Origin of the sequence: Microtetraspora malaysiensis, assembly GCF_001528665.1 — a bacterium.
Taxonomy (GTDB): Bacteria; Actinomycetota; Actinomycetes; order Streptosporangiales; family Streptosporangiaceae; genus Microtetraspora_A; species Microtetraspora_A malaysiensis.
In genome coordinates, this window is sequence record NZ_BBYJ01000008.1 from 81,446 (window position 1) to 95,108 (window position 13,663).

12 protein-coding genes are annotated in these 13,663 nt (G+C 73.1%); 4 read left to right on the forward strand and 8 right to left on the reverse strand.

What is annotated here, in order from left to right:
• Positions 1–238: 238 nt before the first annotated feature.
• The 3 genes from AWQ71_RS10630 to AWQ71_RS10640 form a co-directional block, all read right to left on the reverse strand.
• Positions 239–1,270 (reverse strand): hypothetical protein, encoded by a 1,032-nt coding sequence (locus AWQ71_RS10630; protein WP_067130693.1) that lies wholly within the window; start codon positions 1,268–1,270, stop codon positions 239–241.
• Positions 1,271–1,440: 170 nt separating this feature from the next.
• Positions 1,441–2,247, reverse strand: coding sequence for an alpha/beta fold hydrolase (locus tag AWQ71_RS10635; RefSeq protein WP_067130696.1), 807 nt, complete (start codon positions 2,245–2,247; stop codon positions 1,441–1,443).
• A gap of 11 nt (positions 2,248–2,258) precedes the next feature.
• A complete protein-coding gene (locus tag AWQ71_RS10640) occupies positions 2,259–3,764 on the reverse strand; it encodes an MFS transporter (protein WP_084258765.1) in 1,506 nt (501 codons plus the stop codon).
• Positions 3,765–3,897: 133 nt separating this feature from the next.
• On the opposite strand from AWQ71_RS10640, the gene AWQ71_RS10645 reads away from it, so the two are divergent.
• Both AWQ71_RS10645 and AWQ71_RS10650 read left to right on the forward strand, forming a co-directional pair.
• Positions 3,898–4,374, forward strand: coding sequence for a MarR family winged helix-turn-helix transcriptional regulator (locus tag AWQ71_RS10645; RefSeq protein WP_067130702.1), 477 nt, complete (start codon positions 3,898–3,900; stop codon positions 4,372–4,374).
• A gap of 67 nt (positions 4,375–4,441) precedes the next feature.
• Positions 4,442–5,473 carry a nitronate monooxygenase gene (locus AWQ71_RS10650; RefSeq protein WP_067130705.1) on the forward strand — a complete coding sequence of 344 codons (1,032 nt, stop codon included), beginning with the start codon at positions 4,442–4,444 and terminating at the stop codon, positions 5,471–5,473.
• A gap of 33 nt (positions 5,474–5,506) precedes the next feature.
• Here the strand turns inward: AWQ71_RS10650 and AWQ71_RS10655 are convergent, their stop codons facing one another.
• Positions 5,507–6,868, reverse strand: a complete 1,362-nt coding sequence (locus AWQ71_RS10655; RefSeq protein WP_067130707.1) for an MFS transporter — start codon at positions 6,866–6,868, stop codon at positions 5,507–5,509.
• Between the two features lie 88 nt (positions 6,869–6,956).
• On the opposite strand from AWQ71_RS10655, the gene AWQ71_RS10660 reads away from it, so the two are divergent.
• Positions 6,957–7,484 (forward strand): winged helix-turn-helix transcriptional regulator, encoded by a 528-nt coding sequence (locus AWQ71_RS10660; RefSeq protein WP_218001735.1) that lies wholly within the window; start codon positions 6,957–6,959, stop codon positions 7,482–7,484.
• 21 nt (positions 7,485–7,505) lie between these two features.
• On the opposite strand, the gene AWQ71_RS10665 is transcribed toward AWQ71_RS10660, so the two are convergent.
• The 4 genes from AWQ71_RS10665 to AWQ71_RS42600 form a co-directional block, all read right to left on the reverse strand.
• Positions 7,506–8,324: an Fpg/Nei family DNA glycosylase gene (locus AWQ71_RS10665; RefSeq protein WP_067130710.1), complete on the reverse strand. Its 819-nt coding sequence runs from the start codon at positions 8,322–8,324 to the stop codon at positions 7,506–7,508.
• Positions 8,325–8,407: 83 nt separating this feature from the next.
• A complete protein-coding gene (locus AWQ71_RS10670; RefSeq protein ID WP_169806541.1) occupies positions 8,408–8,842 on the reverse strand; it encodes a type III secretion system chaperone family protein in 435 nt (144 codons plus the stop codon).
• Positions 8,843–8,959: 117 nt separating this feature from the next.
• Complete coding sequence (locus tag AWQ71_RS10675; protein ID WP_157570280.1) at positions 8,960–9,604, reverse strand: pyridoxamine 5'-phosphate oxidase family protein; 645 nt, start codon at positions 9,602–9,604, stop codon at positions 8,960–8,962.
• Between the two features lie 48 nt (positions 9,605–9,652).
• Positions 9,653–9,829, reverse strand: coding sequence for a hypothetical protein (locus AWQ71_RS42600; RefSeq protein WP_169806542.1), 177 nt, complete (start codon positions 9,827–9,829; stop codon positions 9,653–9,655).
• 260 nt (positions 9,830–10,089) lie between these two features.
• Between AWQ71_RS42600 and AWQ71_RS10680 the strand changes: the two genes are divergently transcribed.
• A complete protein-coding gene (locus AWQ71_RS10680; protein ID WP_218001736.1) occupies positions 10,090–13,653 on the forward strand; it encodes a WD40 repeat domain-containing serine/threonine protein kinase in 3,564 nt (1,187 codons plus the stop codon).
• Positions 13,654–13,663 lie beyond the last annotated feature (10 nt).

Below are 13,663 nucleotides of genomic sequence, written 5' to 3' on the forward strand. Positions count from 1 at the left end.
AGCGGCGCGTGTACCTCGACAAGCTCGGAGCAGGGCATCCTCCGCATCGGTGAGATTCCGGTTCCCCGCTTCTGCTTGTGCCCCCTGCGCGGATGCGCGGCTCTCGCGTCCCCACGCCGAGCCGGAGGCGCGAGCCGTGATCTTCGACGCTTGCCGCGCGGTGCGGACTCGCCTGACCGGCGTCAGGCACGCAGGCGGAGGGTGCCAACTGGACAGCCGCTGAGCCACGTGGAAAAGCTCACTGCATGATTTCGAGGTGCGGGTGGTCGAAGGACGTGGGGCAGGTATAGATCTGCATGTTGTAGCCGCGGCCGATCTGCACCATTGGAGGGTTGGACGGGTCCCGGATCCCGACAGGGCCCGTGAGGTCGCGATCTTCGAGGGGGATCCAGCTGCCGCTGCCCCCGTCCCACTCGCCCGAACTGATGGTCAGCAGCGGCCGGTACTCCGAGCCGCAGGTGTCACAGTTCATCGGCCACGGGTCGCAGAAGCTCCAGGGGCCCCAGCCGCCGACCTTCCAGCCAGGAGCGACGCTGTGCTCGAACTGGTAGTACGCGCTGCCGCCATCCTGCTCATCGTCCGGGTGCAGTTCGGCCCACTCGGCGCGCCCCCACGCGTGCAGGCGCTCCGCGAGTTCGTCGGGAAGCTCGTGGGATGCGGGGTACTCGGTGACGACCTCGGGATGCAGCACGCACGGCTCCGGTACGTAGTTGCCGAAGTGGTCGACGTCGAGAGGAGCGGGTGGGTTCGTGAGCACCTTCTGGACGTCGGTGGAATCTCGCCAGATCAGACGAGCCGTGGGCATGCCCTCTTTGTGGTCGAGCGGGCACCACAGTACTTGGAGGACGTCTGCTCCTTCGGGGCCGGCGAGTCCCGGGACATCGCGGAGGTACAACTGCGCGACGGGCAGGAGCGGGTTCGGCGCACTGTGCGGAGGATGCCCTGCTTCGAGCTCGTCCAGGTACGCGCGCTGCTCCGTGGTGAGGAGGTTCTCACAGGGCTGCCGGGGCCGGAGCCACGCAGCCTCCAGCAGGTCGCGGCGCCGGCGGATGTCGTCAAGTGAAGCGGGCGGCCCCCAGTGGTCATGGTCGTCGCCGCAAGCGGGCCAGTCCTCGTCGGCGGGCCAGAGCAGAGGCCCGCCGATCGAGCTCTCGTGGATCGTGGGCCGGCCCGGGCGGGGATGCAGGCGAACCGCCCGCCGCGCCAGCGGCACCAGCTCAGGGAACGCGGAGGCGATGTCGACCGGCCGAGGTGGAGTGGTCCTCGCCATCTGAACTCCTTCAGTTCACCTGCAAGTGTCGGCGGGACTCTATCCGCATGCCCTGACAGATCCATCTACAGCTATGGCGGGGGGCACTGGGGGGCGTGAGCTCGGAGCGGGGCCCGGACATTCCGAGGCCCCGCTCCCGCTTTATGCCGACACGTGCCCCGCGGCCGCCGTCACGCCGTCACGTTGTCAGCGAGGAGACGCTCCACGATCGTGGACACGAAGAGGCCGGGGTTCTCGAACGGGAGACCATGACCGCCGGGGAGCGACACGAGATCCGCCCCCGGGATCGACTCGGCCAGCTCGCGCTGGTGGTGCGGCGGCACGATCCGGTCGTGGGCGCTGGAGATGATCAACGTCGGCGCGGTGATCTTCGGGAGCAGAGCGGTGATGTCGACGTCGATGTCGGCCCGGGCCTGCCGTACGAACCCGGCTTCCGCGCCGTCCATGAGGGCGGCGAACCCGGCCGTGGCCTGCTCGAAGTCGGCGAGGTCGCGGGCGCGGAGCGTGTCGTCGCCCATGGCGGTCACCTGGAGCAACCGGGCCAGCAGCTCCCTGTCGACGCGCATCAGGCGGATCCAGAAGTCCATCTGGAAGGCCATCCAGGGATCCGTCCTGGCCCACCCGGCATGTGCGACGAGTGAGAGCACCCGCTCCGGTCGCGTTCCCGCCGCGGCCAGCGCGACGACGGCTCCCAGCGAGTGGCCGACCAGGTGGAACCGCTCCAGCCCGGCGTGCTCGGCCGCGCCGAGGATCTGAGAGACGAGGTCGTGGACGTGGATCGGGCCGCCGTCGTCGACGGTGGCGCCCGAGCCGGCCAGGTCGGGGGCGACCACGGTGAACCGGTCGGAGACCGCCTCGATGAGCGGCGCCCAGTTCGTTTCCCCAGTGGCGCCCGTGCCGTGCACGAGCACCAGGCCGGGACCGCTTCCGGTGACCAGGTAGTTGACGGTGCTGGAGTTCACTTCGACGGTGGGCATGACTGCTTCCTTTAGGCGGTGAGTGCCGCGGGTTCGCCGCGGCGTGCGGACATCAGACGGCCGACGGCGAGCGCGCCGGCCAGGGACAGGGCGGTCAGGATCCACAGCGCGGTGTGCAACGCCCCCGCGTATCCGGCGGTCGCGAGGCGCGCGAACTCCAGGTGATCGGCTCCGGGCGGGAGGGCTCCCGCCATGTCGCCCTGGAGCAGGCGCGAGGTGGCGCGGGCGGCGTCGGTCGTGCCGTACCGGACGGTCAGGCTCGCCTGGGTGAGCGTGGACAGCACGGCGCCGAGCACGGCGATGGCGACGACCTCGCCGGTGATCCGCGCGGTGTTGAACAGCCCGGCGGCCATGCCGGCCTGCGAGGAGTCGACGGAGGAGATCGCCGCGCCGTCCAGGACGGCCAGGGAGACGCCGAACCCGATCCCGATGATCAGCAGCGGCGCGGACAGTTGTGCCGGACCCGATCCGGCGGGCAGCAGTGCCAGCAGCCCGGTTCCTGCTCCGACCAGCAACAGCGTGGTCACGAGCAGGGCGCGCTGGGACAGGCGGCGGGCCATGACGCCGGTGAGCGGCGGCACGATCAGCGTCGGCCCGGTGAGCAGGATCAGCGCCAGCCCGGCCTGGCGGGCGGAGTAGCCCAGGGTGGCCATGAGGTAGGGCGGGAGCACGATGGTCGGCGCGACGAAGCCGAAGGCGAGCAGGAACGGCATCGAGGAGATCGCCACGAAACGCGGGCGGGCCAGCAGTGACAGGTCGACCAGTGGAGCGGGGTGGCGCCGCTCGATCACCGCGAAGGCGGCCAGCAGGACGGCGCAGGCGACGAATCCGCCGGTCACTCCCGGATGGGTCCACCCGAGCGCGGGCCCCTCGACCACGGCGAACGTGAACGCGGTGAGGCCGAGCGTGAAGGTGATCGCGCCGCCCCAGTCCACCGGGCCGCGGGCGGGGGCTCGGGACTCGGTCAGCAGCGCGGTCGCGGGCAGGATCGGCAGCAGCACGAGCGCGGCGGCGGTGAACAGACTCCGCCAGCCGATCGCGGTGACCAGCGCTCCGGCGATCAGCGGGCCGAACGCCAGGCCGAGGCCGATGGTGGTGCCGAACCAGGCGAAGGCCTTGGATCGGGAGACTCTCCCCGGGAAGGCGTGAGCGAGCAGCGCGCTGCCGCCGGTCGTCGTGGCGGCGGCGCCCGCACCCGCCAGCGCCCTGGCCAGGATCAGCACGCCGATGTCCTGTGCCGCCGCCGCCAGCAGCATGGCCGCCGCGAACAGCGCCAGACCTCCGATGAACATCCGGCGCCGCCCGATCCGGTCGGCGAGGGAACCGGTGCACGCCATGAGCGCGGCGAAGGTGAGGAAGAAGGCGTTGACCACCCACTGCGTGGAGGCCAGGTCGGCCCGGAGCTCGGCGCCGATGTCGCCGAGCGCCTCGGCCGTGCCGGTGGCGGTCACCGGGACGCCCGGCACCGCGGCGCAGACCACGGCCAGGGTGGAGGCGGGAGAGCGACCCACAGGCATCGATAGAACACTCCAGCTCTGATAACCATAAAAGCTCTGATGGAAAACAGAGCATGGATTGTCCGGTGGGCTACGTCAAATCGGTAGTAGGGTTCAGGCGTACATCAGGGCTTTGATAGTTCGGGGAGCGCGGGTGGGGACCGACGAGAAGAAGGTCGCGGAGTCGGTGGCGTGGCGCCCCGGCGGTGCCGTCAAGCATGCCGAGCAGGCACTGATGGCGGAGAAGAGCCGCGTGCTGCGCCCGTTCGGGCTGACCGTGCCGCAGTACGCCGCGATGTATGCGCTCTCGCTCGCCCCCGGCATCTCAGGGGCGAAGCTGGCCCGGCTGTGCTCGGTGACGCCGCAGAGCATGGCCACCGTGATCAAGACGCTGGAGTCGCGCGGCCTGGTCGAGCGCCGTCCCTCCAGCGACCATGCGCAGGTGCTCGTCACCCGGCTGAGCCGGGCCGGGCAGGCGCTGCTGCGCAAGGCCGACGCCGAGGCAGTGGCCGTGGAACGCCGCCTCGTGGACGCCTTCACGCCCGACGAGATCGCGTTGCTGCGGGAGCTGCTCGAACGCGCCGTCGTCGTACTCACCGACGGCGGGCACGACGACGACGCCTCTTTCTGATGGCCGGCCCGCGGACCGGCGGACCCGGGCCGAGGGGCGCCCGCAGGGGCGCGGTTAGGCTGCCGTCATGCCCGATCGCATCCTGGACTCGCTGGCCCACCCCGTCGTCCTGTCACCCATGGCGGGTGGCGCGGGCACGCCCGAGCTGTGCGCGGCCGTGTCCGAGGCCGGAGGGCTGGGATTCCTCGCCGCCGGATACAAGACGGCCGAGGCCGTGGCCGCCGAGATCGAGCGGGTCAGGGCCGCCACGGATCGCCCGTTCGGGGTGAACCTCTTCGTCCCCGGCGATCCGGCCGATCCCGACGTGGTGGAGGCCTACGCCGCCGAGCTCGCGCCGGAGGCGGAGCGGTACGGCGTCGAGCTGCCCGGCGTCCCGCTCGACGATGACGACGACTGGGACGCCAAGCTCGACCTGCTGCTCCGGAGTCCGGTGCCGGTGGTGAGCTTCACGTTCGGGTGTCCCGGCCTCGCTCTCGTCGATCGCTTCCACGAGGTGGGGACGACTGTCGTGGTGACCGTCACCGACCCCGGCGAGGCGGTGGCCGCCGTGGTCGCCGGCGCGGACGCGTTGTCTGTGCAGGGGCCGGAGGCGGGCGGGCACCGGGGTTCCTTCGTGCCGCGCAAGCCGTACGGGCGCGCTGAGCCGGGGCTGCTCGACCTGCTGGCGGCGGTCCGCGCGGCCGTCCGGACGCCTCTGATCGCGGCGGGCGGCATCGGCGACGCGGCGGCGGCCCTGGCCGCGCGGGAGGCGGGCGCCGCGGCCGTACAGCTCGGGACGGCGTTCCTGCTGACGCCGGAGAGCGGGGCCAATCCCGTCCACCGGGCCGCGCTGCGCGACCCCCGGTTCACCTCGACGACGGTCACCACCGCGTTCTCGGGACGGCCCGCGCGCGGCCTGACCAACCGGTTCATCCTCGATCACCCGGACGCCCCGGTCGGATACCCCGCCGTCCACCACCTGACCACGCCGATCCGCCGCGCCGCGGTGGCGCAGGGCGACCCCGGCGGGGTCAACCTCTGGGCGGGCACGGCCTGGCGGCAGGCCGAGGAGCGTCCCGCGGCGGACGTGGTACGCGAGATCGGCCGGGCCCTCGCCTGACCTCGTCCGGGCCCGGCCGTTCCACGTGGACGGTCAGGAGGCGGCGAACCGGACCAGCCCGGCGGTGAGAGCGGCGGCCGCCGCGCAGGCCACGATCATGAGATCGGTGCCGGCGGCGAGCCCCTGACCGGCGGTGACCGCCGCGGTCAGCGCCGCGCCCACCGAGGAGCCCACGTACCGCGCGGTGTTGTTGGCCCCGGACCCCATGCTGGCCCGATGCCGCGGCACGCTCTCGATCGCGAGGTGGGTGAGGGACGCGTTGACCAGCCCGCTGCCGATCCCCGCGACCAGCAGCCCGGCGAGCGCCCGCGGCGCCGACCAATGGGCCATCGTGCCGAGCAGGGCGAGGCTGCCGGCGGCGGAGAGCAGCAGACCGAGCGCGAGCCGGCCGCGGGCGGCGAGCCGCAGTCGGGGAGCCAGGAGCGCGGCGACGAAGGACGTCCCGGACCAGAACGCGAAGACGGCGGCGGTGGCGAGCTGCGTCATGCCGAGGGCCGACTGGAGCACGGTCGGCAGATAGCTCATCAGCCCGACGATCGCGATGCCGGTGACCAGCGCGCCGCCGGTGGCGACGAGGAACGACGGGCGCCGGAACAGACCCATGTCGATCAGCGGCGCGGGACGGCGGACCTCCACCAGGGCGAAAAGGGTCAGGAGAACGGCCGCCGCGGCCAGGGCCGTGAGCACGACCGGCCGGGACCAGCCGAGCCGTGCCTCGGTCACGCCGGTCACCAGGGCGGCGAGCCCGAGGGTGAGCGTGACGGCGCCGGGCACGTCGAGCCGCCGCCCCGCCTGCTGCTCCGGCCGCGGCTCCGTCCGCGCGGGCAGCGTACGCGCCGCCAGCACGGCCAGCACGACGGAGCAGGCGGCCGTCAGCCAGTACACGCCGCGCCAGCTCGACAGCGCGGCGAGCCCGCCCGACACCAGGGGGCCGATCGCGATGCCCAGGCCGAGCATCGCGCCGTACCGTCCCGTGGCCCGCACCCGCTCGGGGCCCGGGGGAACGACCTCGCCGACCACGCCCAGGCTGGCGGCGAGCAGCGCCGCGCTGGACACCCCCTGGGCGAAGCGGCCGAGCACGAACGTCGGCACACCTCCCGCGAGGGCCACGATCGCGCTCGATACCGCGAGTGACGCCATGCCGATGACGTAGACGCGCCGGCGGCCGTGATCGTCGGCGAGCCCTCCGGCGAGGAGGAGCGACACCGCGAGCCCCAGGGTGACGGCGTTCAGCATCCAGACCGGGCCGGTGGGGCCGGCGTCGAGCGCGCGGGCGGCCTCCGGCAGCGTGACCATCGGCGCGGTGTAGTTGATCAGTGCGAGCAGCGGCGCCGCGCACGCGACCGCGAGGGTCGCCGGCCGGGCCCGTAAGGGAGCCGGGGTCTCGACCAGCACAGGACCTCCAAGGTTCGGTCATTGAACTGACGGCGCGACGATAACACGGGTTGGTTCAGTGAATGAACTAGGATGGCGCGAAAGGAGGATGGCGCTGATGGGGCTCGGCAAGAACTACGAGGGGCAGGACTGCTCCCTCGCCCGGTCACTGGAACTGCTCGGCGAGCGGTGGACGCTGCTCATCGTGCGCGACGCGCTGTACGGCGTGCGCCGATACGGCGACTTCCTCGCCCACCTCGACATCCCGAGGGCGGTCCTCTCCCAGCGACTGTCCGCGCTGGTGGACGCGGGGGTCATGGAGCGGCGCCGCTATCAGGAGTCCCCGCCGCGCGAGGAGTACGTCCTGACCGGAAAGGGGAAGGAGCTCTGGCCGCCGGTGCTCGCCCTCGCCCAGTGGGGCGAGCGGCACATGAGCGCCGCGGGGCCGCGCCGCGTCTTCCGCCACGTCGCCTGCGACGCGCCGATCGGCGCGGGCGCCACGTGCTCGGTGTGCGGGGCGCACGTGCCCGCCGAGGAGGTCGAGATATGGCCCGGTCCCGGCGCCGACCTCACCCGCGAGGACCCGGTGAGCGTCGCGCTGCGCGGGCCGCACCGGATGCTGGAACCGCTGCCCTGACCTCCGGCCGGGCTTCCGCCGTCAGCGCCGCTGGCAGGCGGGACACCAGAACAGGTTGCGCGCCTCCAGGTCGGCGGTGCGGATCTCGCCCCCGCAGATGTGGCAGTGCTGCCCGGACCGGCGGTAGACGTACACCTCGCCGCCGTGGTCGTCCACGCGCGGCGGCCGTCCCATGGCCTCGGGCGTGTGCTCGAGGCGTACGGTGTCGATCCGGCCCGAGGCGGCGCCTTCGCGCATGAGCGCGACGAGGTCCGCCCAGATGGCGTCCCACTCGGCGCGGCTCAGCTCGCGGCCGGGGCGGTAGGGGTCGATCCCGTGGCGGAAGAGCACCTCGGCCCGGTAGACGTTGCCGACCCCGGCGATGATCTTCTGGTCCATGAGCAGCGCCGCGATCGGCCCGCGTGACCGGGTGATCCGCGACCAGGCGCGTTCGGGGTCGTCGTGCGGCCGCAGCGGGTCGGGGCCGAGGCGGTCGTGCACCGCCCGTTTCTCTCCGGCGGTGATGAGCTCGCAGGCCGTCGGCCCGCGCAGGTCGGCGTAATCCCGCTCGTTTTCCAGGCGGAGCCGTACGGCGCCGACGGGTGCGGGCGCGGGGGCCGGGCCGAAGGCGACCTTTCCGTACAGGCCGAGGTGGACGCGCACCCAGCCGTGGCCGTCGAACCCCTCGAAGCCGAGGAAGAGATGCTTGCCGTGGGCGTCGGTCACGGCCATGCGCTGTCCGTCGAGCAGGGCCGCGCTGTCGGAGAACTTGCCCTGCGGGCTGCTCGCCGCGACCACGCCGCCCGTGAACCGCCGGCCGTACTCGGCGGCGAGCAGGTGGATGATGTGACCTTCGGGCATCGGCGGGCAGCGCTCCGGGGAGTCGGGGGAGAGGGGATCCCCACCATATCGGGGGTTCCGGCCCGCCCCGGGCGGGCCGCGGGTCAGTCGGTCTCGAACGCGAGCCGGTCGGTGAGCCAGCGGTGGAACTTGATCGCGTACCTGACCCAGTGGGCGACCACGGTGGTGAGGTGTTCGCGGGTGACGCCGGCGCCGATGTAGAGCTGGGAGTCGCCCACGATGCGCAGCACGCCGCTGTCCTGGGTGAAGGTGTAGACCTTCGGCCACATGGTGTCGGCGTTCCACTCGTTCAGCGCGCTGATCAGCATCGGTTTGTCGTCGACGGCGTAGTGCCGGTCATAGAAGGTGCGGATCGTGAACAAGTCGCCCTCGGAGCCGAACAGGAAGTAGACCGTGAGCTCCGGCGTGGCGATGGCGATGTCGCCCTCGGCGTCGAGGGTGTGGTCGAGGTCCAACTCGTCCAGGATCTGGGTGATCAACTCCTGATCGGGCCGGACGACCGCTGGGGAAGGGGTCACGGCCCCATCCTGCCTCATCGAGTGCGCGAGACGCCCCCGTATGCCGGGGGTCCGCGATTCGCCCGGGGCCGCCGCCCGGAGACGGCGGCCGTCCCGCCCGTCTCGGCCGCCGCGTCGTCAGCCGAGGCGGGTGCCGGCGCGGAGCCGTACGTGCTCGGGGACCTCGTGGGCGGCCGCCGGGTCGGTGACGGGGGGCTGCCAAGTAGCGGCGAGCGGCAGCACGCCCGCCCACACGTCGTGCGGGTCGTCGGCGTCGTCCGGCGGCCCCTGGCGGACCTTGACCGAGGCCTCCTCCAGCGAGACGGCCAGGATCACGGTGGCGGCCAGTTCCTTGCGGTTCGGGCGGCGCGCGTAGTCCCACTGGCCCGGGGCGGTGTGCTCGGTGAGGATCCGGAGCGCCTCCAGCTTCTCCTCGCCCTCCAGCGCCCGCGGCACTCCGTAGATCATCGCGCTGCGGTAGTTGACGCCGTGCTCGAACACCGACCGGGACAGCACCAGGCCGTCGACGTGGGTGATGGTCACGCACATGGGCGCCGGTCCGCCGGCCGCGAGGCTGCGGCTGGCGACCGACCCGTGGATGTACAGATTGTCGGAGTCGAAGCCGTAGGCGGTGGGCACGACCATGGGCGCGCCGTCCACGATCACTCCGAGATGGCAGACGAACCCGGCCTTCAGCACGTCGAACAGCTCTGTCCTGTTCGTACGGCCCTGCTCGCGCAGCCTGCGGTGCCGGGTTCGCTCCGTTGACGACAAGTCGGGCATGTCACGCATGAAGTGACATCAAATCAGTAGCCGGGCGTCCCGGGAAGGTCAGGCGGCCGAGGTCGGGTCGGGCTTCGGGAAACGGATGACGTTGCGGCCCGCGTATGCCCGCATGTCCACGATCTTGTTGTCGTTCTTGGGCTTGCGGCGCAGTACGGACCTGATGTCCCGCACCTTGCCGAACGTGTCGAGCGACTCGTCGAGCGACGTGACCACCTTCAGCATCTTCCCGATCCCCCCGACCGTGACGATTCCGTTATTTACCAAGATGTCTACCGATCTACCCGTAAAACTGGTGTAAAGCGGTGATATCTAGCGGGACCTTTGTGACTAATGTGCCATGACCTGTTCGCGAGCCCTCGGCCGGGGTGGCCTGGAGCCGCCGCCGCTCGGGCCCCCGTACGCGCGGCGGCTTTCCGTCCGGACTGGTGCTTTATCGAATCGAGACGAAACGCGAGCGGGGTCGCGGACGTCAGATGAGCGTGGTGTCGGCAACGTTGATAGCGGAGGACCCCAGGCGGCTGGGCGATTACTGGCTCGCCGGACGGCTCGGCGCGGGCGGCCAGGGGGTGGTCTACGAGGCGTACGACCCCGCCGGACGCCGCGTCGCCATCAAGGTGCTGCACGGGGAGGCGGCGCAGGACCCGGAGCTGCTCCGCCGGTTCGCCCGCGAGGCGGACGCGGCCCGCCGGGTCGCGTCGTTCTGCACCGCCCAGGTGATCGACGCGGTCTTCGACGGGCCCCGGCCGTACATCGTGAGCGAGTACGTCGAGGGAGCCAGCCTGCGCCAGGCGGTCGCCGGAGGCCGCCTGTTCGCCGGTGACGACCTGCACCGCCTGGCCACCGCCGTGGCGACGGCGATCGCGGCCATCCACGACGCCGGGGTGGTCCACCGCGACCTCAAGCCCGACAACGTGCTGCTCGGCCCGGACGGCCCCCGCGTCATCGACTTCGGCGTCGCCCGCGCCCGCGACATGTCCCTCACCGCGACCGGACTGGTGGCCGGGACCCCCGTGTACATGGCCCCCGAGGTGTTCGTCGGCGAGCGGGCCGGGGCGCCCGCCGACCTGTTCGCCTGGGGCGGCATCGTGCTGTACGCCGCCACCGGCGCGGACCCGTTCAGCGCGGAGAGCCTGGGCGGCGTCATGCACCGCGTGCTCTCCGAGGACCCCGATCTCGGCCCGCTCCCGAGCTCGCTGCGCTCCCTTGTCGCGGCCACGCTGGCGAAGGACCCGGTCGCCCGCCCGGACGCGCGCGAGCTGCTGCACGGCCTGATCTCCGGCCCGCGCGGCGTCGCCGCGGAGGAGCTGCTGGTCCTCGGCAGCGCCGAGGCCGGGCTGCTGCCCGGACCGGAGGTCGCCGACCCGGGGCTCGGCCCGCTCGCGGAGGAGAGGTACGGCGCGCTCGTCCAGGCGGAGCGCGAGCTGGTGCCCGAGGTGCTCCTCCGGCTCACGACCGTGACCGACGACGGCGAGGTCGCCAGCAGACGGGCCGCGCGCGCCGAGCTGCTCGACGGCCGTACGGGGGAGGAGGCCGCGGCGGTCGCGCGGATCATCGAGTCCTTCGGGCAGCTGCTGGTCGAGCGCGACGGCGAGATCGAGCTCGCCCGCCCCGCGCTGATCCAGGCGTGGCCGCGCCTGCGCGCCTGGGTCCAGGCTGAGCGCGAGGGCCTCGCCGTGCTCCGCGAGATCACGGTCGCGGCGCGGCGGTGGAACCGCGGCGCGGACGGCGACCTCCTCCAGGGGGACCGGCTGGACACGGTGCTGCGCTGGGCGGCGACCGGCCGCCGTCATGTCGCGCTGAGCCGTCTCGAACGCGACTTCCTCGACGCGGGGTCCGCGCTGGCCCGCCGCCGGGCCCGCCGCCGCCGGGTCGTCACCGCCGCCCTCGCCGTGCTGCTGGTGCTCGCCGTCGGCTTCGGCGCCGCAACGGTCTGGCAGAGCGCCGCGGTGAACGAGCAGCGGTATCTGGCCGAGTCGCGCGGTCTCGCCTCCATGGCGGACCGGCTCGGCGACACCGACCCGGTCATAGGGATGCTGCTGAGCGTCGCCGCCTGGCGGCTCGGCCACACCGACGAGGCGCGCGGCAGCCTGATCACGGCGCTCGGCCGGCGGGAGACGGGCGTGCTGCGGCTCAACGGCGCCGTCCACGCGCTCAGCGGGGACGGACGGACCGTCGCGTCCCTGGACGGTGACGGCGTGACGCTCCGGGACGCGCGGTCGGGACGGCGGATCGGCGGGTGGTCCGGCCTCGGCGTTGACGGCAGGCACGTGCACTCGATCGCATTGAGCGGGGACGGCCGGCTCCTCGCCGTCGCCGCCGGGCGGCGGGTGCGTGTCTGGGACGCGCGCACCGGGCGGGCCACGGGGCGCGAACTTTCCCTCGGCGCCGGCACGTACGAAGCGCACTATCCGATCGAGATCGCGTTCGGGGCGAGCCCGCGCGTGCTGATCATCGGCTTCAGCGGCGCGGTCCGGCTCTGGGACCTCGACACCGGGACGGCGGGCCCCAAACGGTCCGGCTACCTCGCGGACGTGGACCCGGCCGGCCGGATCGCGGCGATCGACGGCATCGGCGAGCGCCCCCGGCTGTTCGACCTGCCCCGCGCCACCCCGCGCCGTACGCTCTCGGGCATCTGCGGCGGCCCGATCCCGGCCCGGGCGGACGACGGGGTCGGACCGCAGGCGCTCGCGTTCAGCCCGGACGGCCGCAGGCTCGCCTGCGCCGCGAACGAGGGCGTCACACTGACCGATCTCACGGCGGGGAGCACCGGACCGCCGTTCGGCCCACCGGTGGCGGGGCGGCCGGCGGCGACCTTCAGCGCGGACGGCAGGTTCCTCGCGGTCCGCGCCGAGGGATCCATCACGGTGTGGCGGGTGGCGGACCAGAAGTCGCTGCTCGTCCAGCCCACGCTGGGGGAGGCCGCGCAGATACGTTTCGACCGCGACGGAGGGGCGCTGCGGTACATCGTGGACGACACCCTCCACACGGTCGGCATCGCGGACCTGACCGGCCCGCTCAGGGCGGGACCGGCCGACGAGTCCGCCGTGCTCACGCCGGACGGGCGATACGCCGTCCACGGCACGGGCGCCGGCGCCCTCACGTTCCGGGACGCGGGGACCGGCCGGCCCGCGGGCGCGTCCGTCCCGATCACCGCGTCGTTGCAGGCGGTCGCCTTCAGCCGCGACACGCGCGTCATGGCGGTCGCCGACGACACGGGCCGCCGGGCCTGGGCGGTGGACCGGATGAGCGGCCGGAAGCTCGCGACGACCGAGGTCCGGGACGACCGTACGCAGACGATCGTCGGGGTCGCGGTCAGCCAGGACGGGACGAAAGCGGCGACGATCACGGGGACGTCGTCCACGGAACTGGAGGTCGGTGTCGGCGACCTGCGGACGGGCGTCTGGCGCACCGTTGTCAAGATCGCCGACGCGGCCGGCGGCACCGCCGTCTTCAGCCCCGACGGGCGGGACCTCGCCGTCCTCGGATCGGGCGCCGGCTACCTGGTCGACGTCGCCGACGGGAAGGTCCGGACCTTCGGAGCCACCGATCAGACGCTCATGGCGGTCGCCTTCCACCCCCGTGCGCCCATCATCGTGACGGGCGACTTCGCGGGGCGGGTGATCGCGTGGAACTCGCGGACGGGCGAGCGCCGGGGCGCGGTGCTGCCGCAACGGCGGCCGGTGTCCGCCATGGCGTTCAGTCCGGACGGCTCGCTCCTGGCCGTCGCGGCGGGGCAGGGCGTCCGGCTGTGGGACGTCGAGGCCGGGACGGCGGTCGGGGAGCCGGTCGGCACCTTCGGGGCCGACGTGGTGTCGGTGGCCTTCCGGAGCGGCGCCCCGGCGCCCGGAGCGGAAGGCTCCGGCGGCCTCGCGGTGGTCGGCCTGGACGGGAGCGGTGCGGTCGCGTCCCGGCCGGTGACGCCGGACGCCGTCGCCGCCGCGGTGTGCGCGCGGGCGGGCCGGACGCTGACCGAAGCCGAGTGGCGGGAATACCTTCCCGGCCTGCCGTACGAGGACGTCTGCCCGGGAGGCGTACGGTCGCCCTGACGGGCGGGGC

Coding starts and splice junctions, on each gene's coding strand:
- AWQ71_RS10630 (WP_067130693.1), bottom strand. CDS start 1,270: ATGGCGAGGACCACTCCACCTCGGCCGGTCGACATCGCCTCCGCGTTC.
- AWQ71_RS10635 (WP_067130696.1), bottom strand. CDS start 2,247: ATGCCCACCGTCGAAGTGAACTCCAGCACCGTCAACTACCTGGTCACC.
- AWQ71_RS10640 (WP_084258765.1), bottom strand. CDS start 3,764: ATGCCTGTGGGTCGCTCTCCCGCCTCCACCCTGGCCGTGGTCTGCGCC.
- AWQ71_RS10650 (WP_067130705.1), top strand. CDS start 4,442: ATGCCCGATCGCATCCTGGACTCGCTGGCCCACCCCGTCGTCCTGTCA.
- AWQ71_RS10660 (WP_218001735.1), top strand. CDS start 6,957: ATGGCGCTGATGGGGCTCGGCAAGAACTACGAGGGGCAGGACTGCTCC.
- AWQ71_RS10665 (WP_067130710.1), bottom strand. CDS start 8,324: ATGCCCGAAGGTCACATCATCCACCTGCTCGCCGCCGAGTACGGCCGG.
- AWQ71_RS10675 (WP_157570280.1), bottom strand. CDS start 9,604: ATGCCCGACTTGTCGTCAACGGAGCGAACCCGGCACCGCAGGCTGCGC.
- AWQ71_RS42600 (WP_169806542.1), bottom strand. CDS start 9,829: ATGCTGAAGGTGGTCACGTCGCTCGACGAGTCGCTCGACACGTTCGGC.